20 protein-coding genes are annotated in these 22,763 nt (G+C 54.0%); 15 read left to right on the forward strand and 5 right to left on the reverse strand.

Going from position 1 to position 22,763, the window contains the following annotated elements; all coding sequences use genetic code 11:
- Nucleotides 1-12 precede the first annotated feature (12 nt).
- The gene (locus tag FE783_RS05145; protein WP_238402862.1) at nt 13-2,112 is read left to right on the forward strand and encodes a molybdopterin oxidoreductase family protein; all 2,100 of its coding nucleotides are present in this window, start codon (nt 13-15) and stop codon (nt 2,110-2,112) included.
- 8 nt (nt 2,113-2,120) lie between these two features.
- Here FE783_RS05145 and FE783_RS05150 read toward each other — a convergent pair whose 3' ends face one another.
- Together FE783_RS05150 and FE783_RS05155 are read right to left on the reverse strand one after the other, a co-directional pair.
- On the reverse strand, nt 2,121-2,945 hold the full coding sequence (locus FE783_RS05150) for a flagellin (protein ID WP_138878249.1): 825 nt from the start codon (nt 2,943-2,945) through the stop codon (nt 2,121-2,123).
- A 26-nt stretch (nt 2,946-2,971) separates the two neighbouring features.
- A complete protein-coding gene (locus FE783_RS05155) occupies nt 2,972-3,319 on the reverse strand; it encodes a hypothetical protein (protein WP_138878250.1) in 348 nt (115 codons plus the stop codon).
- 299 nt (nt 3,320-3,618) lie between these two features.
- Between FE783_RS05155 and FE783_RS05160 the strand changes: the two genes are divergently transcribed.
- Nucleotides 3,619-4,761: an MGDG synthase family glycosyltransferase gene (locus FE783_RS05160; protein WP_138878251.1), complete on the forward strand. Its 1,143-nt coding sequence runs from the start codon at nt 3,619-3,621 to the stop codon at nt 4,759-4,761.
- 20 nt (nt 4,762-4,781) lie between these two features.
- On the opposite strand, the gene FE783_RS05165 is transcribed toward FE783_RS05160, so the two are convergent.
- Nucleotides 4,782-5,486 carry an aspartate/glutamate racemase family protein gene (locus FE783_RS05165; RefSeq protein WP_138878297.1) on the reverse strand — a complete coding sequence of 235 codons (705 nt, stop codon included), beginning with the start codon at nt 5,484-5,486 and terminating at the stop codon, nt 4,782-4,784.
- 123 nt (nt 5,487-5,609) lie between these two features.
- On the opposite strand from FE783_RS05165, the gene pdxR reads away from it, so the two are divergent.
- From pdxR to FE783_RS05180, 3 genes are all read left to right on the forward strand, one after another.
- On the forward strand, nt 5,610-7,019 hold the full coding sequence (gene pdxR / locus FE783_RS05170; protein WP_138878252.1) for a MocR-like pyridoxine biosynthesis transcription factor PdxR: 1,410 nt from the start codon (nt 5,610-5,612) through the stop codon (nt 7,017-7,019).
- Nucleotides 7,020-7,087: 68 nt separating this feature from the next.
- Nucleotides 7,088-7,999 carry an SDR family oxidoreductase gene (locus FE783_RS05175; RefSeq protein WP_138878253.1) on the forward strand — a complete coding sequence of 304 codons (912 nt, stop codon included), beginning with the start codon at nt 7,088-7,090 and terminating at the stop codon, nt 7,997-7,999.
- Nucleotides 8,000-8,240: 241 nt separating this feature from the next.
- Entirely contained in the window at nt 8,241-8,705 is a 465-nt protein-coding gene (locus FE783_RS05180; protein ID WP_238402863.1) for an 8-oxo-dGTP diphosphatase, read from the forward strand.
- A 30-nt stretch (nt 8,706-8,735) separates the two neighbouring features.
- Here the strand turns inward: FE783_RS05180 and FE783_RS05185 are convergent, their stop codons facing one another.
- Nucleotides 8,736-9,593 carry a DUF2268 domain-containing putative Zn-dependent protease gene (locus tag FE783_RS05185; protein WP_158301635.1) on the reverse strand — a complete coding sequence of 286 codons (858 nt, stop codon included), beginning with the start codon at nt 9,591-9,593 and terminating at the stop codon, nt 8,736-8,738.
- Nucleotides 9,594-9,753: 160 nt separating this feature from the next.
- On the opposite strand from FE783_RS05185, the gene FE783_RS05190 reads away from it, so the two are divergent.
- From FE783_RS05190 to FE783_RS05230, 9 genes are all read left to right on the forward strand, one after another.
- Entirely contained in the window at nt 9,754-10,326 is a 573-nt protein-coding gene (locus FE783_RS05190; protein WP_138878256.1) for an RNA polymerase sigma factor, read from the forward strand.
- A gap of 31 nt (nt 10,327-10,357) precedes the next feature.
- Nucleotides 10,358-11,116 carry a hypothetical protein gene (locus FE783_RS05195; protein WP_138878257.1) on the forward strand — a complete coding sequence of 253 codons (759 nt, stop codon included), beginning with the start codon at nt 10,358-10,360 and terminating at the stop codon, nt 11,114-11,116.
- The gene (locus FE783_RS05200; RefSeq protein ID WP_138878258.1) at nt 11,100-11,972 is read left to right on the forward strand and encodes an ABC transporter ATP-binding protein; all 873 of its coding nucleotides are present in this window, start codon (nt 11,100-11,102) and stop codon (nt 11,970-11,972) included. The genes FE783_RS05195 and FE783_RS05200 overlap by 17 nt, the downstream gene beginning before the upstream one ends.
- Nucleotides 11,972-13,099 carry a hypothetical protein gene (locus tag FE783_RS05205; RefSeq protein WP_138878259.1) on the forward strand — a complete coding sequence of 376 codons (1,128 nt, stop codon included), beginning with the start codon at nt 11,972-11,974 and terminating at the stop codon, nt 13,097-13,099. The genes FE783_RS05200 and FE783_RS05205 overlap by 1 nt, the downstream gene beginning before the upstream one ends.
- A gap of 138 nt (nt 13,100-13,237) precedes the next feature.
- A complete protein-coding gene (locus FE783_RS05210) occupies nt 13,238-14,674 on the forward strand; it encodes an SWIM zinc finger family protein (protein ID WP_138878260.1) in 1,437 nt (478 codons plus the stop codon).
- Between the two features lie 13 nt (nt 14,675-14,687).
- Nucleotides 14,688-16,529, forward strand: a complete 1,842-nt coding sequence (locus FE783_RS05215; protein WP_138878261.1) for a HEAT repeat domain-containing protein — start codon at nt 14,688-14,690, stop codon at nt 16,527-16,529.
- 32 nt (nt 16,530-16,561) lie between these two features.
- Complete coding sequence (locus FE783_RS05220; RefSeq protein ID WP_138878262.1) at nt 16,562-17,665, forward strand: ATP-binding protein; 1,104 nt, start codon at nt 16,562-16,564, stop codon at nt 17,663-17,665.
- Nucleotides 17,623-19,998, forward strand: a complete 2,376-nt coding sequence (locus FE783_RS05225; RefSeq protein WP_138878263.1) for a DUF5682 family protein — start codon at nt 17,623-17,625, stop codon at nt 19,996-19,998. The genes FE783_RS05220 and FE783_RS05225 overlap by 43 nt, the downstream gene beginning before the upstream one ends.
- Nucleotide 19,999: 1 nt before the next feature.
- On the forward strand, nt 20,000-21,214 hold the full coding sequence (locus FE783_RS05230) for a VWA domain-containing protein (protein ID WP_138878264.1): 1,215 nt from the start codon (nt 20,000-20,002) through the stop codon (nt 21,212-21,214).
- Nucleotides 21,215-21,333: 119 nt separating this feature from the next.
- Here the strand turns inward: FE783_RS05230 and FE783_RS05235 are convergent, their stop codons facing one another.
- Entirely contained in the window at nt 21,334-21,672 is a 339-nt protein-coding gene (locus FE783_RS05235; RefSeq protein ID WP_138878265.1) for a DoxX family protein, read from the reverse strand.
- Between the two features lie 202 nt (nt 21,673-21,874).
- Here FE783_RS05235 and FE783_RS05240 point away from each other — a divergent pair, with 202 nt between their 5' ends.
- A complete protein-coding gene (locus FE783_RS05240) occupies nt 21,875-22,501 on the forward strand; it encodes a Crp/Fnr family transcriptional regulator (protein ID WP_420799713.1) in 627 nt (208 codons plus the stop codon).
- The last annotated feature ends 262 nt before the right edge of the window (nt 22,502-22,763 follow it).

A 22,763-nucleotide genomic window follows, 5' to 3' on the forward strand; every position in this document is an offset into this window, starting at 1 on the left:
GGTGAAGAAACCATGACTGCAGATTTGAACCTGTCGCCTGCGCTTGCATCCTCTACACACTGCTGCTTTTGCAGTATGCAATGCGGTATGGAACTGGTTGACAAAGGCCCCGGTTTGACGATCAAGCCGAGCCCGGACTTTCCGGTAGCTACGGGACGCCTGTGCCAGAAGGGGCTCAATGCGCTGGATCACGTCATTCACGAGGAACGCATTACCCGGCCTTTCCGGCGGACGAATCGTCATGAGCGTTGGGAGCCGGTTGAATGGACGCAGACGCTGCCGCATATCGCCACCCGTATTAAAGAGATTCAGACCCGATACGGCAATGATGCGGTATGCGTCTATGGAGGAGGATCGCTTACCAACGAGGTCTGTTACCTGCTCGGCAAGTTTACCCGCGTCGGCTTGCGTTCCAAATATATCGATTATAACGGGCGTTACTGCATGTCCTCCGCCGCAGCCGCCAGCAATCAGGCATTTGGCATCGATCGCGGCATGACGATGCCGCTCTCCGAAATTCCGAAGGCGAAATATTTGATTTTGTCCGGGACGAATATTGCCGAGTGCCAGCCGACTATGATGCCTTACTTGCTGGAAGCGAAAAAAAATGGTGCCGTAATCGTGACGATCGACCCCCGCAATACGATGACGTCCAAAAGCGCGGACATTCATGTCAGGCTGCAGCCCGGCTTCGATTCGGTATTCGTCAACGGGCTGCTGAATGTGATCGTCACGGAGAAGCTCTATGATGCAACTTTTGTCCGGGAGCGGACGAATGGCTTGGAGCAGCTGGCCGAGGCGGTAAAACCGTTCACCCCGGCTAGGGTGGAGGAGCTCACCGGCATTCTCGAGGCGGTGACGAGAACGATCGCACGCGGCTTTGCCAAGGCGGAGACCGGAATCGTGATGACGGCCCGCGGATTGGAGCAGCAAGTAAACGGTGTGGAGAACACCTGGAATTATATAAACTTGGCCCTGATCACAGGCAAAATCGGCAAGCCGGGCTGCGGCTACGGAGCGGTGACCGGACAGGCGAACGGACAGGGCGGGCGCGAGCACGGACAGAAGGCGGACCAACTACCGGGCTACCGCTTGATTGAAAATCCGGTCGACAGGGACCATGTGGCCGGCGTTTGGGGCATCGATCCTTTGGAATTACCGGGTAAAGGCGTATCCGCCTATGAAATGCTGCAAAAAATCGACGAGGGCGAAATCAAGGCGATGATCGTGCTGGGCTCCAATCCGGTCGTCTCCAGTCCGAACAGTCTGATGGTAGAGCGGGCGCTAAACAAGCTGGAGCTGCTTGTGGTCGTCGATCTGTTCGAGACGGAAACGGCGCGGTTCGCTCACTGGCTGCTGCCGGGGTCTTCTTTTCTGGAAGGCGAGGGTACGCTGACGAATCTGGAGGGCAGAGTCTTTCACAGGCCGCAGGCACTGCCGCTCCCGGGGGCGTGCAAGCTGGATTACGAGTTGATCTGCGGGCTGGCGAAGGAACTGGGACGCGGCGCTTATTTTCAATATGAATCGATCGAGGATGTATTCAATGAAATGCGCAAAGCTACAGCCGGCGGCAAAGCCGATTACAGCGGCATAACGTACGAGCGTCTCAGGCGGGAAAAGGGAATCTTCTGGCCGTGTCCCTCGGAGGATCATCCGGGCACGCCGCAAATGTTCCGGGAACGGTTCGCCCATTCCGACGGAAAAGCGTTGCTGAAGGGCATAACGCCGAAAATGCCCGCGGAGCCGATTGATGAGGAATATCCTTACATTTTGACGACGGGACGGCTGGGAAACCATTATTTAAGCGGCGCTCAAACCCGCCGTACGCCGGGATTGGTCAAAAAAGCCCCGGTGCCGGTTGCCGAAATTCACCCTTGGCTGGCAAGCAAAATCGGGTTGGGTCTCGAAAGCAAGCTGCGCATTACGAGCCGTAGAGCTTCGCTCGTTTTTCCTTTCAAGATTACGGAAGGCATTCAGCCGCGGACGATCTTCGTGCCTTTCCATTGGGGCGAGGAGCTGTCCGTCAATAGATTGACCATTGACGCCCTAGACCCGGTAAGCCGCATGCCCGAATTCAAAATTTGCGCGGTGAAAGCGGAACGGGCGGACTGAAGCGACGGTTACGGGAACAGATAATCGATCATATTTTGTCTCGATTCGCTCAAATAAGCGATAGCGGCAAGCGCATATTGTTGAAGCATTTGATTTTGGTCCAGCTCGGCGGATATTTTAACAGGATCGATATATTCGTATTTCTCGATCAGCAGTTCGAGTTCGGTCTGTTTACTTTCCATCAGAGTAGACCTCGATTCCACGATATATTCATCGGTCCCGAGGCTGCGCTGCATTGAGGTCAAGGAATCGATGGCATCCTCTAGCCTGGTGATGGCCGTATTCGTATTATTAGTCGAAGCGATTGACGTTCCGTCCAAATTCAAACCGTCGCTATCCGTTGTCGTTTTTTGGAAATTGATTTCATAGTTAACATTCTGGCCTGTTGTAATCATATAACCGGAGCCGCTAGCCGCAAAGGAACCGTCCAATAAAGGTTTCGAATTGAAAGTCGTGTTATTGACGATGTTGTTCAGTTCAGCGTTCAGTTTCAAATATTCGGCATTGTATGCATTTCTTTCATTTTGAGATGTGCCGCCTTGTTTCGATTCGTTGGCAAGCTCCAGCATTTTGGTAAGGAAGCCCAATTGCTCGGTAACGGCATCTTGCACTTGCGATACGGCAGAAAGCCCTTCGTTCATGTTATTCAGGTAAGTGTCAAATCGGGAAATCTCGTCGCGAAACGTGTTGATCCGGTTATACAGGACAGGGTTGTCACGGGGGGAGATGATTTTTTTCCCGGCGGTAAGCTGCTGCGTTAGAGCGTTGCCTGTTTGTTGCAGCTTATTGTAATTCGATACCGCTTGCAGTATTGCGGAGAATTGTACGGTCATGTTCCGTTCGCCCCTCTTCTCGAAAGTTACTTGCGCAGCAGCGGCTTTATCAAGTTAACCGTTTCTTGGTATCGGCCGTTATGCAGATGGATGGACGCGGCATGGTACACGATAAGCAGATGGTCACAGGTTACGGTGTCGGCTTTATCGCACATACGGCTGTCCTTTATTCGGCCCGTCAAAAGATTCAGTATCCGGAGCGCTCTATTTTCCAGCATCGTTCTTTTGACGCCGTTCCGCTCGGCCGATGCCGATTTGGCGCAGCGAATGATCGTTTCGAGAAGTTTGATGACGGCTGTTTGATTGTCCATCGTTGAACAATACGATTGTTGAAACCGGCGCAATCGCGCTTCATGTGCTGCCCTTTCCACCATGACGCTCACCTCGTCCACCGATCGCCGAGAGCCGAAACTATCTCTTCGATCTATCTAAATCTATTTGTATGAGAGCGTGAGAAAGATCATGCATGGCGGAGCTGGCAAATTGAGCGGATTGGATCATAATGGATCATTATTAATTTTCCGTAACGCTATGTTAAATTGCAATAAAAGCGTGGTATAAAGATAATAATAAGTAGTATCGCACAATCTAATTTATGGAGGAATCTGGAGCCCCTTTATCGTACAAGGAGTTCGGGCCGTTACTCTCAAGCATTTGAGAAAGGTGGATCGCAATGCGGAGGAGGAACAAATTTCTAATTCTGACTGCGGGATACGGAGACGGGCATATCAAAGTGGCGCAGGCGCTGCAGCAGACGATCGAACAATATGGCGATCAACACGTTATCATCGACCTTTATCAGGAAGCTCTTCCGAAGTGGAACGGATTCTGCAAGCAGTTGTACAAAAAAAGTGCGGCAATGGCGGGATACGGTCTAGATTATTACGGCTGGAGCTACTATTTGACCCGCAATATGAGCAGCGACAACAAATTGTTCAAATGGATCCGCGGTTTTATCGTGAAAACGCTTGCGAATATCATCGAACGCGAAATGCCCACGGCTCTCATCAATACGTTTCCATACGGAAACATGATCGATTGCTTACAGGATCGCGGCATCGAACTTCCGACATTTACAGTCATAACGGATTATACGCTTCATAGCCGTTGGCTTCATGGAGGACCGGATCACTATTATATTGCATCCGCCGAATTGCAGCGGACTCTCGAGCAGCGCGGCATACCGAAGGAACGAACGACCGTAAGCGGCATTCCGATCCGCAAGCAGTTCGACCGGCTGCACGACATGCCGCATACGAAGCATGCGCGGTCCGTGCTGATCATGTCCGGCTCGTATTTGACGGTATCGAGGACGGTTAAGCTCGTCAATGAGTTGCTTAAGCAACCCGATATAGAAATCGACATCGTATGCGGCCGAGACGAGAGGTTGAAGCAGTGGTTGACGTATCGGTACCGCGATGTCGCGACAGTTCGCATTTTCGGCTTTATCGACAACATCCACGAACTGATGATCCGGTCGTTCTGCATGATTACGAAGGCGGGAGGGGTGACCTTGTCGGAAGCGGTTCATCTCCAAATTCCGATTCTGATCTACAACCCTCTGCCGGGGCAGGAGAAAGAAAATGCATCGTATTTGGCCGGAAAGGAAGTGGTGCTCGTCTCCCGTACGATCCACCAGCTATCCGGGCAAATTCGCGAACTGTTGCGAAGTGACGACAAGGCGGAGCTGATGCGCCGGCGGGCGGGCTCCTTGCGGATGCCGGACGCCGCCGATGCAATCGTGAGACATATGCGGCACACTCTCGAAGGATCCGTTCGCAGGACTCCTGCCGCAGATATACATACCGTGCCGTGAACCGTTATAGCGGAACTGCTTTAGTCGAAGACAGGCGGGTTCAGGGCAAATTGTACGGCTGCATTCGCATGAATGTAGGTCGTATCGAAGAGGGGCAGAGGACTATCCCCCTCCCGAAGAAGGAGCGGAATTTCCGTGCAGCCCAGAATGATGCCCTCCGCGCCTTGCGTACGCAGACGATCGATTATTCGCAAATATTCCGCTTTGGAAGTCGGGTTCAGCTCCCCCCGGCACAGCTCGTGGAAAATGACCTCATGCACCCGGTCCCGATCCGCCTTCTCCGGCACTATCGCTTCGATACCCAGATCCAGCAGGCGATCCCGGTAAAACGGCTGCTCCATCGTATACCGCGTGCCGAGCAACCCTACCTTGCGGATCGACTGCCGTTTCACTTCCTTCGCCGTTTCATCGATAATATGCAGCAGCGGGATGCTGAGAGTACGCCGGACTTCGTCCGCTACCGTATGCATCGTGTTCGTGCAGATGAGTACTACGTCGCAGCCGCCAGCCTCCAGCTTGGCGGCTGCTTCCGCCAACAGCGCCGCCGCCTCTTGCCATTGCCCCGCTTCTTGAAGCTGTACGACCTCCGCAAAGTCGAACGAGTACAGCAAGCACTTCGCCGAATGCAATCCTCCCAATCGAGCTTGGATGCCTTGATTGATGTACTTATAATAATAAGCGGTCGATTCCCAGCTTAAACCGCCGATCAAGCCGATCGTTTTCATCATCGCTCACGCTCCCTTTCGATCCAAAGCATACCATGCTATACTGGTTGCTATAAGTGCCAGAAACTGAATAGTTTTATAGTACCAGTTGGATTTTATTATCGGAACAAGGGGGAGGGGACAATGTTATGGTTTACCGTGGATCGAAACGATTTCGTTCCATTAACGGTTCAGGTATATGACCAGCTCCGTTTGCGCATTTTGCGGCACGAGCTGGCGGAAGGCGAACGGCTGCCTTCAAGCCGCGAATTGGCCGCCAATATCGGCGTATCGCGCAATGTCGTACTGGAGGCTTACGACCGGCTCACGGCGGAAGGGTATATCGAGGTGCGGCCGCATTCGGGTACCTATGTCGCCGCCGGTTCTTCGTTCGGGCGTCACAGGGAAACGAAACGGGAGCGAGCTACACTTACCCCAGGCGAGTCAATTAAAATTTCGGGGCCGGCGGCTATCGACTTCCGGGCGGCGCATCCGGCAGCGGACTATTTTCCCCGCACCGTATGGGGGCGCCTGGCCAAGGAAGTTTGCTTGGACGCACCGGAGCGCGTCTTTGGCTATACCGGAGCGGAAGGCGTTCCCGAGCTTCGAGGCGTGCTGGCGCATTACCTGCTCCGGGCGCGCGGCGTCCGCTGCCATCCAGACCAGATCGTCATTACCTCGGGGGCAACGCAAGCGCTGCATCTGATCACGGAGCTGCTTTCGGGCAAAAAGAATGCGTTCGTCGCCGTCGAAGATCCGGTGACGGACGAGATGCGCTCCATTTTCACCTACGCAGGCTCGACTGTTGTTCCGATTCCGGTGGACGACAAGGGGATTATCCCCGAAGAGCTGCCCGCCGAGCTGAAGCCGGACTTCGTCTTCGTCATTCCCTCCCATCAGTTTCCGCTTGGCGGCACATTGCCGATTCAGCGGCGAATTCAATTGCTCGAGTATGCCCGGCATAAGGATTGCTGCATCGTCGAGGACGATTATGACAGCGAATTCACATATGAGGGCGTCGCCGTGCATTCGATGCAAGGGCTTGATCCGGAGCGTGTCATCTATGTCGGGACGTTCAGCAAAATTTTATCGCCTGCGCTGCGGATCGGTTACGCCGTTCTGCCCGAGCGGTACGTTCCGGAGTACCGCCGGTTGAAGTGGTTTGCCGACCGGCACACCTCCGCCCTGGAGCAGCTGATCCTGGCCCGATTCATGGAGGAGGGCTACTTCGAGCGGCATATACGGAGCATGAGAAAAATTTACCGCAAGAGGCGTGAAACGCTCGTACGCAGCTTGCGGCAGGAACTGCCGCAGGCGAAAATTTTGGGACAAGCCGCAGGCATGCATCTGGTCGTGGAAATTCCGGGGACGCGATTCACCCAAACCTTGCTCGATCAAATCCATTTTGAGGGAGTACAAGTGTATGCTGTAGAGCATTATGCAATCCGTAAGGGCCGTCACGAGCATCAAATCGTAATGGGTTACGGCGGATTGACGATCGAATCGATACAGGAAGGGGTCATTCGGCTGCGACGGGCGTTGGAGAAGAAGTGAAATACGACATTCCTTGTCATATTGACACTTTATAATGAAGGAGTAATGAACGAAAGGAGTGAACGATCATAAAACCATTGGATGGAAAAGTGGCGTTGGTAGCAGGTGCAACACGCGGCGCCGGTCGAGGCATCGCGGTCGAATTGGGAGCGGCCGGAGCGACCGTTTATGTAACCGGACGCACGACACGAACCCAACGTTCCGAGTACAATCGTCCGGAAACGATCGAAGAAACCGCCGAATTGGTAAACGAAGCGGGCGGGAAAGGCATAGCGGTTCAAGTGGATCATCTCGTTCCCGATCAAGTTCAAGCTCTTATAGGGCGAATCGAGAACGAACAGGGGCGATTGGACGTACTTGTCAACGATATTTGGGGAGCGGAGAATCTGATGCAGTGGGATGTACCGGTATGGGAGCACTCGCTGGACAACGGAATTCGTATGCTTCGGCTTGCAATCGATACCCATTTGATTACGAGCCATTTCGCGCTGCCCTTATTGATCCGAAGCGAGAATGGACTGGTCGTGGAGATGACGGACGGCACGGACGCGTATAACGAACGGAACTACCGGGTATCGATGTTCTACGATTTAGCGAAAACGTCCGTTCTCCGCATGGCAAAGTCGCTGGCTCGGGAGCTTCAACCGTATCGCTGCACCGCCGTCGCCGTTACGCCGGGCTGGATGCGTTCGGAGATCATGCTAGAAACTTTCGGCGTTCGGGAAGACAATTGGCGCGACGCACTAGAGAAGGTGCCGCATTTTGTCATTTCGGAGACGCCACGGTTTGTAGGGCGCGCTGTTGCCGCTTTGGCGGGAGACCCGGAGGTCTCTCGCTGGAACGGACAATCCGTGTCGAGCGGCGAGCTGGCAAAGGTTTATGATTTCTATGATCTTGACGGCTCCCAGCCGGACGCTTGGCGATATCTCGTAGAAGTGCAGGATGCGGGTAAACCGGCAAATGCAGCCGGGTATCGTTAATATAGTCCGCCGGTATGCCCGGAAAGCGCGTCCTGCAGGGCGCGCTTTCCTTGTTCCGTTTTCTGCAACGAACGTTTCAAGAATATGGAAAAGCCCATAATCAGGCGAGTTGCGGAACATTGCGAATCGAGAAGCGAATTATGGAGATCGCATCCGTTTTATCGTATAATCGTTTTGGCGTATCGATACGATCAAAGAATGTGCAGGGCAACTGAAGGAATTCGAATGAAGTCAATGGGAGATGGGAAATTTGCCTAAGGTCGAAATGACAAATATGTGTATGATATATGATAGCGAAACGGGTAAGGTTTTAGTGCAGGACAGAATCAAATCATGGAAAGGAATCACCTTTCCGGGAGGTAAAGTCGAGAAAGGCGAAAGTATTGTCGATTCCACCATCAGAGAAATAAAAGAAGAAACGGGTTTGACCATTTCCGATTTGGAATTATGCGGGATCGTCAATTGGTATAACGACGCCACAGGCGATACATATTTGGTATTTAGCTACAGAACGAATGTTTTCAGCGGACAATGGATAGACAAAACGGAAGAAGGCAGCCTTTACTGGGTGCATAAGAATGATTTGCCGTCACTCTCGCTGGCTGAAGGGTTTATAGAAAGGCTGCCTATGTTTTTTGATAAAGCTTATTCGGAAGGATTTGGAGTTTGGAACGAGCATCGTAAAGGCAAAATTACATGGAAATAAAGGGGTGGGCCAGTTCGCCCGAATCCCTCCTCAGAAGTAACGCGACTTCTCGATAATTTCTTGCCAAGGCCGATAAGTCGCTTCCACCACCGATACCCCGCTATGCCGCAAGTATTCGTTTACGACCCGATACCCGACGGAATAGCCGGCATATGCCGGTATGCCCGCCTGAGGATTGCCGAACATATAGCCCAGGATGACCGGGAAACCGGTTGTCACCAAAGCTTCCCGATACATAGGTTTGACCCGCTCATGCTGCTCTTCGTCAAGCGAGTGAACCCACGGGCCCAGCTTGTCCGCACCGTACATCTCCGCGGCAAAAGCTTCCGCCAGCCCCTCGACCACGATATACTGGCCGACCGTCGTCTCGGCACTCCATGGCTCGTAAGACAGCCGAATGTTATGATGATATTCGTGAGCCGTAATCGACGGCAGCCGAGGCACGTTGTATTCGCTCGGCCACACGAGCACGATCGCCTGACCCGGCGTTCCGCCGAAACCGGTGTAACCGTGCAGATGCCCAAACTTCACGGGGTTGGCCAACACTAGCGAATACAGCAGATTATCGAGAACGATGCCATGGTCGGCCGGACGCAGCAGCCGTTCGGCTTGTTCGATCGCTTCCAGGCATTGACGCCACGAGTCGGCCCGCTCAAGCCAATCAATGGCCGCTATTCCTTCTCGATCGTCGAGATCGGGAGTGTATACGCCCATCAATGCTGCGGGATCCGACGTATCTTGTCCAGGCGGCATTTTCGCCAGCATCGATTCCCAGAATGGCCGCAGCGGCTCCGCCACCATTTCGTTGTATAAGTCCATTCTCCGTTCCGGCGCGGCTTCCAGCAAGAAGCGCTGGTTTCGAAGCATATCGATTCCTCTGATCATCATCCGGATTCCCTCCTTATTGGCGGACATCTTTGTCCGCTTCAAGTGAAAGCATACACCTTCACTCAACGTCAAAGTCAACAGTGCCGTACGCCAAAAAAGATGAACGCTTAAATCTTTTTTCAGAATGATTTCGTCTTAATAATCGAGGTGAAGTTGTCCGATGCCTGAGGACCGGGAGCTTATCGAAGAAATAAAAGGCGGCAGCCAAGCGGCGATGGAAGTATTGACGAGAAAGCACTACAAATCTATCTATGCATACGTTTACCGTAAAATCGGAGACAAGGAAACGGCCTTCGACTTGACACAAGAAATTTTTATTAAAGTCATCCAACGACTGCAGACCTACTCGAATAAAGGCGAATTTTCAAGCTGGCTGTTCTCGATCGCGATTAATCATTGCAGAGATTACTGGCGAAGCGCACAGTATAAGCAAACGTCCCGGCAGTCCGAATTGCCCGAGCTCATGGATAGCGAGCAGAGAAGCGTTCCTTATATTTTCGAACGGAAGGAAACGAGGGAACAGGTGAAAACGGCTATCGATACTTTGCCGGACTACCAGAAGGAAGCCCTTATTCTGAAATATTTTCATCAGATGAAGATTAAAGAAATTGCCCATGCAACCAAGTCAAGCGTGCCGACAGTCAAATCCAGGTTGAAGCAAGGGCTGGGCAAATTGGCCGCCTTGCTGAGGAGAGGTGAGGAAGATGAACAAGCGCACACCGGTAAACGATGAACCGGAATTCGACTCGGAAACGGATGCAGAGTTGGAACTGCTCGAACAACAAGTAAGGGGAAAGTTGGATGAATACGACGTGGAGTACCCTAGCGAATCCGAAATGATGAGGACAATCGACGCGATCAGACCTTTTGTTCCTGTTAAGGGGATCAAACCGAGATATGGCAACATGGCTTTGCTATTCAAGCAATCGTGCCGCGAGGCTTTCTATATCAGCTCGTTATTTTGGATGTCTAACGGTTTGTTTCTGCTGACCGGACTTGCTGCGGTTTTCCTTACGAAACAAAATCCATATGCCATTATGATGCTGCTTGCGCCGATTCCAACCTTAACGGGTCTAATTGAAGTGTTAAAAAGCAAACATGCCGGCATGGCCGAGCTTGAAATGTCGTTCAAGTATAGCTTGCAGGAAATCATTTTGTCGAGGATGGCGGTCGTTGGCGGATTTAACTTGCTAATCAATCTCGTTTTTGTTTGCGGCGCTTCGATATCGGATCATGACGTATCGATTTGGAAAATGATGATGTATTGGATCGTACCCTTCACGGTGATCACGGCCATTTCCTTCGTAGTCGTCAACAGATTCAGGCATGCTTTTGCGGCGGCTTTGGGACTCACTTTCTGGTTTGTATTAGCGGGCCTGAGCGTCCAAGCCGGCGGGGTTGAAAAGATAGAAAACGTGCCGGGCTCCGTTTATTTGCTAGTTATATTTATTGCCGTAAGCGTCATCGTGCTCCAAATGAATAAAATTTATAAAAAGGGAGTTTCCTATGAATTTAACTGTTGATCGAGTGTCCAAAAGCTTCGGGAATAAATCGGCATTGACCGATATAAGCTTGGAATTTACTACGGGCGTATATGGAATTCTGGGGGCGAACGGTTCGGGGAAAACGACATTCATGCGCATTGTCGCCAGCGTAATGAAGCCCAGCTCGGGGAAAGTTTTGCTGAACGGTCAAGATATTGCGGCGCTGGATCATCAATATCGGGAGCTGATCGGATATTTGCCTCAACAAGTGGGAATGTATCCGAATTTTACCGCCGAGAAGTTTCTGAGCTATATTGCCGCTCTGAAAGGGTTGTCGAGAACGGAGGCGCAAGCCAAAGTCAATGAAGTTCTGGAACTGGTCAAATTGTCCGATCACCGTAAAGAGAAGGTGGGCAAATTTTCCGGAGGCATGACCAGGCGAATCGGAATCGCTCAAGCTTTATTAAACGATCCCCAAATCTTGATCGTAGATGAGCCGACGGCGGGACTTGATCCGAAGGAACGGATTCGATTCCGAAATTTGTTGTCCCAAATATCCGCGGACCGGATCGTGCTGTTATCGACTCATATCGTGTCGGATATCGAGCTGATTGCTAAAGAAATATTGGTACTTAAGGGCGGACGGTTGATTCGGAAGGACACGCCCCGGGAGCTGCTGAAACCAATCGAAGGCAAAGTATGGTCGCTTCTCGTCGACGAGACGGGCGTTTCGACTTTTCAAGCGAAGTATAGAGTGGAAGCTATTGCGCGTATTCGGGATCAATTCCAACTGCGAATAATTAGCGAAACGAAGCCTCATCCTGACGCGGTCAATGAAGATCCGAACTTGGAAGATTTATATCTGCACTACTTCGACGAGGAGGTCGTCGTGTAATGTCGCTTCTTGCATTCGAGCTGTACAAAATATTCAAGCAAAAAGGCATTTATTTGACTTTGATCGTAATGCTGGGCATGTCTTACTTCTCCTTGGGCTATCCGTTTCAGTCCGATCTGGAAAAAGAAGTATATAAGAGTTGGGAAGGACCCATTACGGAAGAGAAGGTACGACTCGCGGTCGGCGAGAACGCCGAATTGATGAAAAAGCTGGAAGAAAGGAGAAGGAGCGGAGGCGACGAGTTCAAGCCGGAAGACATCTACTCCGAACGCGAGCTCATCCAGTTAAGGGTTTATCAAAAAATCATGTTGTCCCAAACAATAGAAACGAATGCGACTGAAAAAATAAACCGCATCGAAAACGAGAACAACGCTGCAGGCAGAATGGAAAAACAGATGCTGGAGCAATTGGAGCTGGCTCCTTTGCAATATCATACGGGTCCGGCGCAGATTGTCGGTTTCGTAGAATTCGGTTCATTCGTGGTGCTGGGGGTTATGCTGCTGTTCGGACTGTCGCCCATCTATTCCAGAGAATACAGCTCGGGTGTCGATCATTACATATTCAGTTCAAGAAAAGGAAGAAGAGAGCTGGTATGGGCGAAGCTAGGGGCTTCCGTCATTTATACGTTCTTTATCGTTGCCGCTTGGGAAACGTTCAGTCTGGTGCTTAATATGATGCGTCACGGGAATCAGGGCTGGGGGACGTCGCTGCAATTATTTACTCAACATACGGAAGCGCCGTATGCCGGTTCGCCTTATGGGATCAGTTTGTTGAATTATCATTTCCTTCAGTTATCGATTCACTTCGTTGGAGCGATCGGCTTGGCGTTAATGATCGTATTCATTTCTTCTGTCAGCAAAAGCTCCTTGATTACGTTTTTTGCCGGCAGTTTTATTTTCTTCGCGCCCATCATGCTGGAGGGTGTGCAGCCGATAAGAACCGTACTGGCGTTCTCTTATTCTTCTATCTTGCGGGTTCAATTTTTGTTTGAAGCCTTCTCGGTTGTTAACGTACTGGGGTATCCGGTTATGTATCCGATCTTTGCCGTCGTCGTGGTGGTCGTTACTTCTCTGCTTTTCATTTCGATTGTTTTCCGGATTATGAAACATAGAGAAGTAATGGCGTAGGAGAAAGAAAATGCGAAGCGAAAATGGCGCTTCGGTCCCTTTAATCTGGAAATCGTCTCCAGTATAATCGTTAAAGTGCGGCATCCATAAGGTTGTTCGCACCTGCTAGAGCACGGGAGACGGGAGGACTTATGCGTCATGGAACTAACGGAATCATACGTCGATTCATTGGCGCCGAACAGCTCGGCCATCAAAAATGCGCAAGGCTTAGTCAAAAAACGGAGCTTCGTCCGGCTCAACCGTTCGGACGACGATTCGCTCCTGTTCGGGGAATGCACCGGCAGCGGCAGCTCCAATTATGAATGCTCGGCCGATTTTATCGTTCCGGAGAAGCCGGTGCTGCGATGCTCCTGCCCTAGCCGGCAGCTGCCTTGCAAGCATGCGCTCGGCTTGCTGTACGCTCTGATCGGGGGGAGCGATTTCATCGTCGCCGCCGTCCCCGAAGACATCGCCTCCAAACGGGAGAAGGCGGTGAAGCGGGAGGAGAAGAAGGAACAGCAAGCCGCCGAAGGTGTAACGGATAAGCCGAGGAAGACCAACAAGTCCGCGCTGACGAAAAAAATCCGGACACAGCTCGAAGGGCTCGATGCGCTGGAGAAGCTTACATTGTCGCTCGTTCGCGGCGGACTCGGCACGGTCGATAAGAAAACGGTCAAGGCGATCGAGGACCATGTGAAACAGCTCGGCAACTACTATTTGACGGGGGCCCAAACAGAGCTGCGCCGGCTCGCTTTGCTGCTGTCCGATACGGACGACCGGGAGAAGGCCTATACATATGCGGTTGAACAATTGACGCTAATTCACGCTTTTGTCAAAAAAGGACGCGCCCATTTGACCGCAAAGCTCGACGATCCGGAATTGGCGCCGGATAGCGTTTCGACGATCGAGGAATGGCTCGGTCACGCCTGGCAGCTGGCTGAGCTGAAGCAGTCCGGTCTTGTGTCGGAAGATGTCGAATTGATCCAGCTCGCTTTTATGAGCTATGACGATCCGGCGAGACAGGAGTATGTCGACCAAGGCTATTGGCTGGAACAAGCGACCGGGGATATCCACCGGACCGTACATTACCGGCCCTACAAGGCGGCGAAGCATATGCGCGAGGAAGACAGCTTCTTCGATGTCGCGCTTGTCAAGTCGCTGTACCGTTATCCGGGGGAAACGAACCGCAGGGTGCGCTGGGAAGAGATGGCTTCGCGGCCGCTCGCGCCTCTAGATTTGGAACGGATTCCGGCTGCGGCCAATCGGTCCTACGCCGATGCTGTGAAACGGGTTAAGAACGAGCTGAAAAATCCGCTCGGCGAGCGTAATCCGGTCATGCTGCTCCATGTAGCGGACGTTGTTCGGGACGGGAAAGGGCGGTATGCCATTGCCGACGAATCGGGCCAGCATATAGCGCTGGACGATGCTCCCGCTTTCGGTCACGGAACCGTATCGCTGCTGCCGCACGTTCCGGCCGAGAGCTTGCGGGATGCAGCATTGCTGGTTATGTTCGAGCACCTGCCCGACAGCGGGCGGCTCGTCGCACAGCCATTGACGATCATCAAGGGCGCGGACATGATCCGCCTCTTGTATTAAGGGAGGTATGGCGATGAGTACGGCATTGCTGCAGGAGCTCATGCAAGAAGTGAGGCGGCTGTATATCGCAGGCAGCGAGCTGGCAGCCGGCGATTTCCGCCTGAAGCGGCTTTTGCCCCAGTTCGTACAGCTCGGGGAGCGTGCGCCTGTGTTCAAGCGGCTCGGCGAAGGAATTGCCACATTGGTCGAACCGCATGCAGGTCAGACAGGCACATCGGCGGAGTCATTGCAGGAGTTGGGCCTATTGCTCGGCTCCGTGCTTCGCACGCAAGGATCGGTTTCCCCGGAGGGGGAGCTGAAAGCGATAGAAAATAGACCGGTTCCGTTGTCCACCGGGCTGTCGTACCGTAAATTGGCAGCCGTGCGGACCGCGCTTACGACGACCGGGGGCGGCCGTTACGAAGTAATCGTGCAAGCGTTCGAAGCGGGAATGTTCCGGGATCTTCGCTTGCTGCCGCATGCCATCGCGGCGTTGGACGATCCGTATGTCGAAGTTGCGGAGTATGCGATGTCGCATATTTTGCCCTCATACGGTCCATCGATCGTTCCGCTTCTGTCCGAATCGTTCGATCCGTCCGGAGGCAAGCCCGAAACGAGAAAGCTGCAGGTTATCGGCGCAGCGGGCGGCGATTCGGCAGCCGAGTATATCAATCAGGCGGCTGAGACCGGCTCGGAAGAGGTAAGGGCGACGGCCATCGGACTGCTGGCGGGCCGCGAGCGGTACGTAGAAGCGCTGATCGGCTGGACGAAGGACAAGAAGAAGGCGATACGCGAAGCCGCTTATCTCGCTTTGGCGGAGGGTGGGTCGGCTCGCGCGGCGGAGCGGCTTTACGATGCTTTCTCCGGCAAAGATATCGAGCTTGCGGCAGAGGCGGCAAGACGATGCCGGGCGAACGGGCTGACCGAAAGCCTGGTGCGCGATCTGGATGCGGAATTGAAGCATGCGGCCGGGTTGAACGATGACGAGAAGAAGCGTGCAGCCGCCTGGTCGAAAATCGGGCACTTTATGACGGCATTGGACGGCAAGCAAAGCGAGGTGCTCCGAGACGTATACGCGTATGCAGCGGACCAATATCCGTTATTCGTTTCTTACGGATGGCTGGACTTAATCGACGCCGCGGCCTCCTATTTCGAACAGGACGATTCGGAGCAAGCGCTCGCGCTGCTGCACGAGCTCGAGCGGCAAAATGTCCGCTATGTGCCGTACGCGTTTCGTGCGTCGTTCCGTTTGATGGAGCCGGCTGAACTATATGAGCGATACGCAGGGGCACTGATCAGCAAATGGAAGCTGCTGCAAACGAACAAGGACATCGCCAAGCGGAAGCAGGCGCTGTTCGCGGCGATTCAATCCATAGTCATTACACGCGACTATAGAGAGTATCCGATGCTATGGAGCGGCACGGACGAGACAACTACGCTGTCGACTGTCGCAATGACGCCTTCCGAACAACTTGCGGAGCTATGGGATGCACGCTGGCTGGATTGTTTTATCGAGCAAAACGCGCTCGAGCTTGTATGCGCCTTTGCACGGCCCGGCCACGAGTCTTGCGTGAAGTTTTTGCTCGGCAAATTGGAAAATAACCCGGAATTCCGCAATCCGTTTGCCGGAATGCTGCTCTGCGGATTGGAGCGGGCCGGAGCGCGGGAGGACGTTCGGCAGGAGGCGCTCATGAAGGCGCTGGAAGATAAGCGGAACAGCAACTGCTACTACTTCGAGGGCCACGTGCTGGAACAATTATACCGGCTCCCCGCACAGTATCGGGAACGTCTCGAGGCGGTACTGTCCAAGTTCAATTATACGGCCGGGCAGCAGCTCCGGTACGTGCTGGAAACGATGCAGGCTGCCGTAAGCTGAAATGTAAGATGATCATGGAGGGAGAGAATCGGATGGCCGCAAATGAACAACAACTGCAAGATATGATGCGACTGCCTGCCGAACGGCTGTACGAGGAAGAACTGGCGGCGCTGCGCAAGGCGGACAAAGGAAACGTACCGGCAGGCTGGCAAATGTCGCCGCAGTCGGTCTTGACGTTTATTACGGGCGGGAAAGCAGGAAATACCGTCATTACCCCCAAATATATCGGCAATAAACGACTGGTCGAGATGGCGATCGCGACGCTGGTTACGGATCGCGCGCTGCTGCTCATCGGGGAGCCGGGTACGGCCAAGTCGTGGCTGTCCGAAAATTTGTCCGCGGCGATCTGCGGCGATTCCGGCCTTGTCGTTCAGGGGACGGCCGGAACGAGCGAAGAGCACGTCCGCTACTCTTGGAACTATGCGATGCTGCTCGCGAACGGCCCGACTCCCGAAGCGTTGGTGCGGAGCCCGATCATGCGGGCGATGGAAGCGGGGGAGATCGCCCGCTTCGAGGAAATTTCCCGCTGTGCGTCCGAGGTTCAAGATGCGCTTATCTCGATCTTGTCCGAGAAAACGATCTCGGTACCCGAGCTCGGCAAAGAAGTGAACGCGCGCAAAGGGTTCTCGATTATCGCCACGGCCAACACGCGAGATCGCGGCGTAAATGAAATGTCGGCCGCCTTGAAGCGGCGGTTCAACATTATCGTGCTGCCTTCCCCATCCGACGTGGCAACCGAAGTCGAAATCGTGAAGAAACGGGTCCGGGAAATTGCATCGGCTTACAATTTGCAGGCGGCCGCTCCTGCGGACGAAGCATTGCTCAAGGTCGTCACCATATTCCGCGAGCTGAGAAGCGGGATGACGCTCGACAAGAAGGAGAAAGTGAAGTCGCCGGCCGGCGTCATTTCGACCGCGGAAGCGATCTCGCTGCTCACGAACAGCATGGCGTTGGCCGCAAGCTTCGGCAGCGGGGAGCTGACCGACGAAGATCTGGCCGCGGGTCTTCAAGGGGCGATCGTGAAAGATGACGACAAAGACAAGCTCGTCTGGAAAGAGTATCTCGACAACGTCATGAAGAAGCGCGGGGCGGAATGGCGCGGCCTGTATACGGCCTGCAAGGAGATGAACGAGTGAGCGCGGCTGCCGTAGCGGCTGTACACAGGTTCGGCGTGCGGCATCTATCTCCCGGCGGCGCGAAGCATTTGCTCGACTTTCTGGACAACATCCGGCCGACGGCAGTTCTTATCGAAGGACCATCCGATGCGACGTCGGAAATCCGCCATTTGACGAATCGGGCAACGAAACCGCCTGTGGCGATATTGGCATTTACCGACGATTTGCCGGTTCGTACCGTGTTGTGGCCGTTCGCCGTCTACTCACCGGAGTACCAGGCTATGTTGTGGGCGGAACGAAATGGGGCGGCGTGCGCCTTTATCGATTTGCCTTCTTCCGTGACGATCGCTTTGCAGGACGCCCGCAAGGAGTCGGAAGCCGATATCGCGGATGGCGAACCGGCTTCGCCGGGCCCTCTGCAGGAGGAAGGTCTCGGCGAACGGTCCGTCTATACTCGCATAGCCGAGTTAGCCGGAGAGCACGATTTCGACATGTATTGGGAACGTCAATTCGAGCACAACTTGAATACCGACGCTTATCAAGCGGCGATACGGGCATATTCCGCGCAGATGCGGGAGTTGTCGGAGACAAGGGAACGGCTCGAACGGCGATCGGAATACGCCTACAACGCGATCCGGGAAGCCTATATGCGGCGAAAAATCCGGGAAACGATGATTGCCGGGCATGACCCGGACAAAATCGTCGTCGTTTGCGGCGCCTACCATGCGGACGCGCTGGCCGACGCGACGGCGGCGATGACGGACGAGGAGCTGGCCGTTCTGCCTTCCCGCAGCACGAAGCTTACGCTGATGCCGTACTCCTATTACCGCCTTTCCTCGATGTCCGGATACGGAGCGGGCAATAACGCACCCCATTATTATGAAATGATGTGGGAGGGGATGGCGAACGGCACGCCGGATGGTTTGCCGGAGCGTTACTTGACGACGATCGCCCGCCTGCTGCGGGATTCCGGCACGCATCGCTCGACTGCCGAGGTGATCGAGGGGGTGCGGCTGGCCGAGTCGCTGGCTGCCTTGCACGGCGGCAGCGCGCCGACGCTTCGCGACTTGAGGGATGCGGCTCAGACGCTGCTCGGGCGCGGGGAACTATCCGTCGTAGCGGAAGCGATGGCGCGAACGGATGTTGGGACGACGATCGGGTCGCTTGCGGACGGCGTGAGCCAGACGCCGATCCAAGACGATTTGAACCGGCAGCTGAAACGATTGAAGCTGGAATCGTACAAAACGGCGATCGCGGCCGATTTGGCGCTCGATCTGCGCGAGAACCGGCGCGTCAAGTCGGAAGAAGCCGCTTTTCTCGATTTGAACCGGTCTACGCTGTTTCACCGGCTTGCTCTCCTCGGCATTTCGTTCGCGAAAATCCGGCCGAGCGGACAAGAGCGCGCGACATGGGCCGAACATTGGGTCGTTCAATGGACGCCGGAAGCGGAAATCGAGGTCGTCGAATCGACGCTGCTCGGAGAAACGGTCGAGGTCGCCGCCGCTTATGTGCTGCAGCAAAAGCTCGACGGCTGCGGCTCGGTCGCCGAAGCGTCCAAATGGATCCGTACCGCTTGCGAATGCGGGATGTTGGCACAAATGGATGCGGCGCGCGGGACGCTGCAGCGGCTTGCCGTCGACAGCCGCGACGTCGTGCAAATGGCCGCCGCGGCGCGTGAGCTGTCGACGATCGTAAGCTATGGCGACATACGGCGGATGGATACGGCTCCGCTATTGCCGCTGCTCGAACAGCTGTTTATGCGCGCCTGCTTGTTCCTGCTCGATGCCGCCGGCTGCAACGACGAGGCGGCCCATGCGATGGTTGCGGCGATGAACGAGCTGAACGGCGTGGCGCTGGAACACGGGGAGCAGGTGGATGAAGGGCTGTGGCTGCGGGAGCTGCTCCGGTTGGCGGAGAGAGACGACCGCAATCCGCGGCTTTCAGGCTTCGCCTGCGCGATCTTGATGGAACGGGGCGCGATATCCGCCCACGAGTGCGCGGCGGAGGTGTCGCGCCGTCTGTCCCCGGGCATTCCGGCCGAGCTCGGCGCCGGATGGTTCGAAGGGCTGTCGATGCGCAACCGATACGCGCTGTTGTCGCGGATGAGCTTGTGGGAGCAGCTCAACGATTATATCGACTCCCTGGGGGACGATGAATTCGTGCGCGCTCTTGTCTTCTTACGACGGGCGTTCGGCACGTTCGCGCCACGCGAGAAGACGATGGTCGCTGAGCTGCTCGGCGAGCTGTGGGGTGTGCAAGCCGGGCAGGCGGAAGAGATATTGACCGGGGAGCTTAAGGAGGAAGAAGCGAAGATGGTGGACGAATTGAACGATTTTGATTTCGGGGACATTTGACATGAGTGCTGCTGTCGAACGAAAGACGGTTGCGCGTTGGCGTCTCATTCTCGGCCAGAGCGCGGAAAAGCAGCTGGAAGGCTGCTGCGAAGGCGGGACGATCGGTTTAACCGAGGAAGAGCAAATTATGGATAGGGCGCTTGCGGACATTTACGACGATACGAGCGATGGAACGGACGGCGGCACCGGCGGCTCAGCGGGCGGCAAAGGGGCCGGAACGGGCAAGTCCGCACCGCGTCTGTCCAAGTGGCTCGGGGACGTGCGCTCCATGTTTCCGGAAGACGTCGTCTCGATAATCCAGAACGATGCGATGGAGAGGAAGGGGTGGAAGCAGCTTCTGTTCGAGCCGGAAGTGCTGGCGAAAGTAAAACCGGACATCCAGCTTGTCGGTACGCTGCTGTCGCTGAAAGGGAAAATTCCCGAGAAGACGAAAGACACCGCCCGCATGCTTGTGCAAGCCGTAGTCGACGATTTGGTGAAGCGGCTCGAGAACGATATTCGCCGTGCCGTCACGGGGGCGTTGAACCGCAGGCAGCATTCGCCGCTTCCGTCCTTGAGCGGGATTGATTGGAAACGGACGATCCGGCGCAATTTGAAGCATTATGATACGGAACGGCGGCTGATGATACCGGAAAAGTTTTATTTTTTCGACCGCGCGCGGCGGAGCAAGGAATGGACGGTGATCGTGGATATCGACCAGAGCGGCTCGATGGCCGATTCGGTCATTTGGGCTTCGGTCATCAGCTCGATCTTCGCCGGTATTCCGTCGCTGAACACGAGAGTAGTCGTGTTCGATACGGCGGTCGTCGACCTGACGGAGCAGTGCGCGAACGATCCCGTCGATATGCTGTTCGGCATCCAGCTTGGCGGCGGGACGGATATCAACAAATCGGTCGCGTACTGCGAGCAGTTTATCGAGGAACCGAGAAAGACGCTGTTCATTATCGTGTCCGATCTGTACGAGGGCGGCAACCGCGGGGCGTTGATACGCCGCATGCGCGAGCTGCGGGAGGCGGGAGTGCGGACGATGTGCTTGCTTGCGTTGTCCGATCAAGGCCAGCCGTACTATGACGAGAATTTGGCGAAAGTGTTGGCCCGGGACGGAACCCCTTGTTTTGCGTGTACCCCGGCGCTGCTGCCGGAGCTTGTGGAAGGGACTTTGAAAGGGCTGGATCTGACCGAGCTGGCGAAACGGATCGCGACGAAGCAGCATTGACATTGAAAACGGTGCATGAGCGGCGTTCGCAGCGGAACGTGCCATGCACCGTTTTTTCACATAAACTGGATTGCTTCGCTTAAAGAACGGAGGGGATGGTGACGGAACAAGCTTAAGCTCTAGGTCAATAACAGAGCGGCGGCTATAACAAACATCAACAGAGCATTCAACGCCATGACAGGCTTATGCTTGGCGCGGAAAAAATGGGCATGCATCGCACCGATCATAAGCACGGCCAAGAGGAGAGCCGCTGCTTTCAGTAGCTCCGGAATCCAAACCGCCGCTATGAGACCGATTACACCCAATAGCTCCAGCGAAGCGGTTACGGACATAAACCACATGGGATAGCGGTACTCTTTCCAGTGCCTAACCATGCTCCGGGTACGGGCAAATTTCATCGAAGCAGATATTATGAACATAACAACCAACAACAACTGACCGATTACTATGTAGTTCAACCCTATTCATCTCCTTCGTATCAAGAGCAGCGTTCTTGTAATCCATTATAGTTTGATCTATGATTCATTAGATGTAGCCCAGCCTACACTTGAAGAAGAAAACGGGTGAAAATCGCTGAACAAGATCAAATATTTATCGAGAATCAACTTATTTCAAGTACTGGATGCCGAGGATATCAACCAACTCGAATATGACATCCCGATCGAGCCTGTAAAAAAAGGCACGATTGTTACCTCCCCGCATAAAACGAAACAGACGCTATACTTGGTCAAATCGGGCGCGGTTCGTCTATATTCGATGACCGCCGAGGGAAGAGAGCTTACGCTGGACGTTCTGGCTGCCGGGCATCTTTTCGGAGAGATCGGTTCTCTTGTTTCTGAGAGCAGCATGTATGCCGTTACTCTGGAAGATTCGATAATCTGCACGATCGACTATGAGCAGTTTAAATCGCTGCTTCGCGAGAAACCGGAATTGAGCATAAAGTTCATCGAAATCATGTCTGCTCGTATAAAGGAGGTGGAGGAGCTTCTCGAGCATATGGCTTATAGCAGCGTGAGAATTCGCCTGCTCTATCTGCTTCACAAGCTCGCGAACAAGTTCGGCGAGAATTCAATCGGAAAGGAAAGCGAAGCGGTGCAGCATGATTGGATCAAGCTCGGGGTGGAGCTGACTCATCAAGAATTGGCCAGCATGACGGGGTGTATTCGCGAAACCGTCACGGAAACATTGAATCGGCTTGCTGCGGAGGGGATTTTGATAAAATCGGGGGTGCGGCAGCCTCTTTGGGTCCATATCGACCGCTTAAAGGACGAGTTAGCCCGGCACTAAAGCAGCTTCAACTATAGGTATGATATCGGCCGAAAGCTTCGCCAATTGTTCCAGATTGATTAGTTTCATAAGCGGAGGTGTGATATCTGGCGTCGGTCCATGGGGGACGTCTAAAAATGGGATGAATCCTTGGGCTTACTGGAAAACAGAGACTGTCGATTAAATCGCCGAATCCATTTTGGAGAAAACGATTCAAAAAGGTCGGTTTACCTATTAAAAAACATATTTTTCTCCCATTTCCTCCATTTTACTCGGTATTTTG

The organism is Paenibacillus mesophilus, assembly GCF_005938385.1.
In the GTDB taxonomy this organism is placed as follows: domain Bacteria; phylum Bacillota; class Bacilli; order Paenibacillales; family NBRC-103111; genus Paenibacillus_AB; species Paenibacillus_AB mesophilus.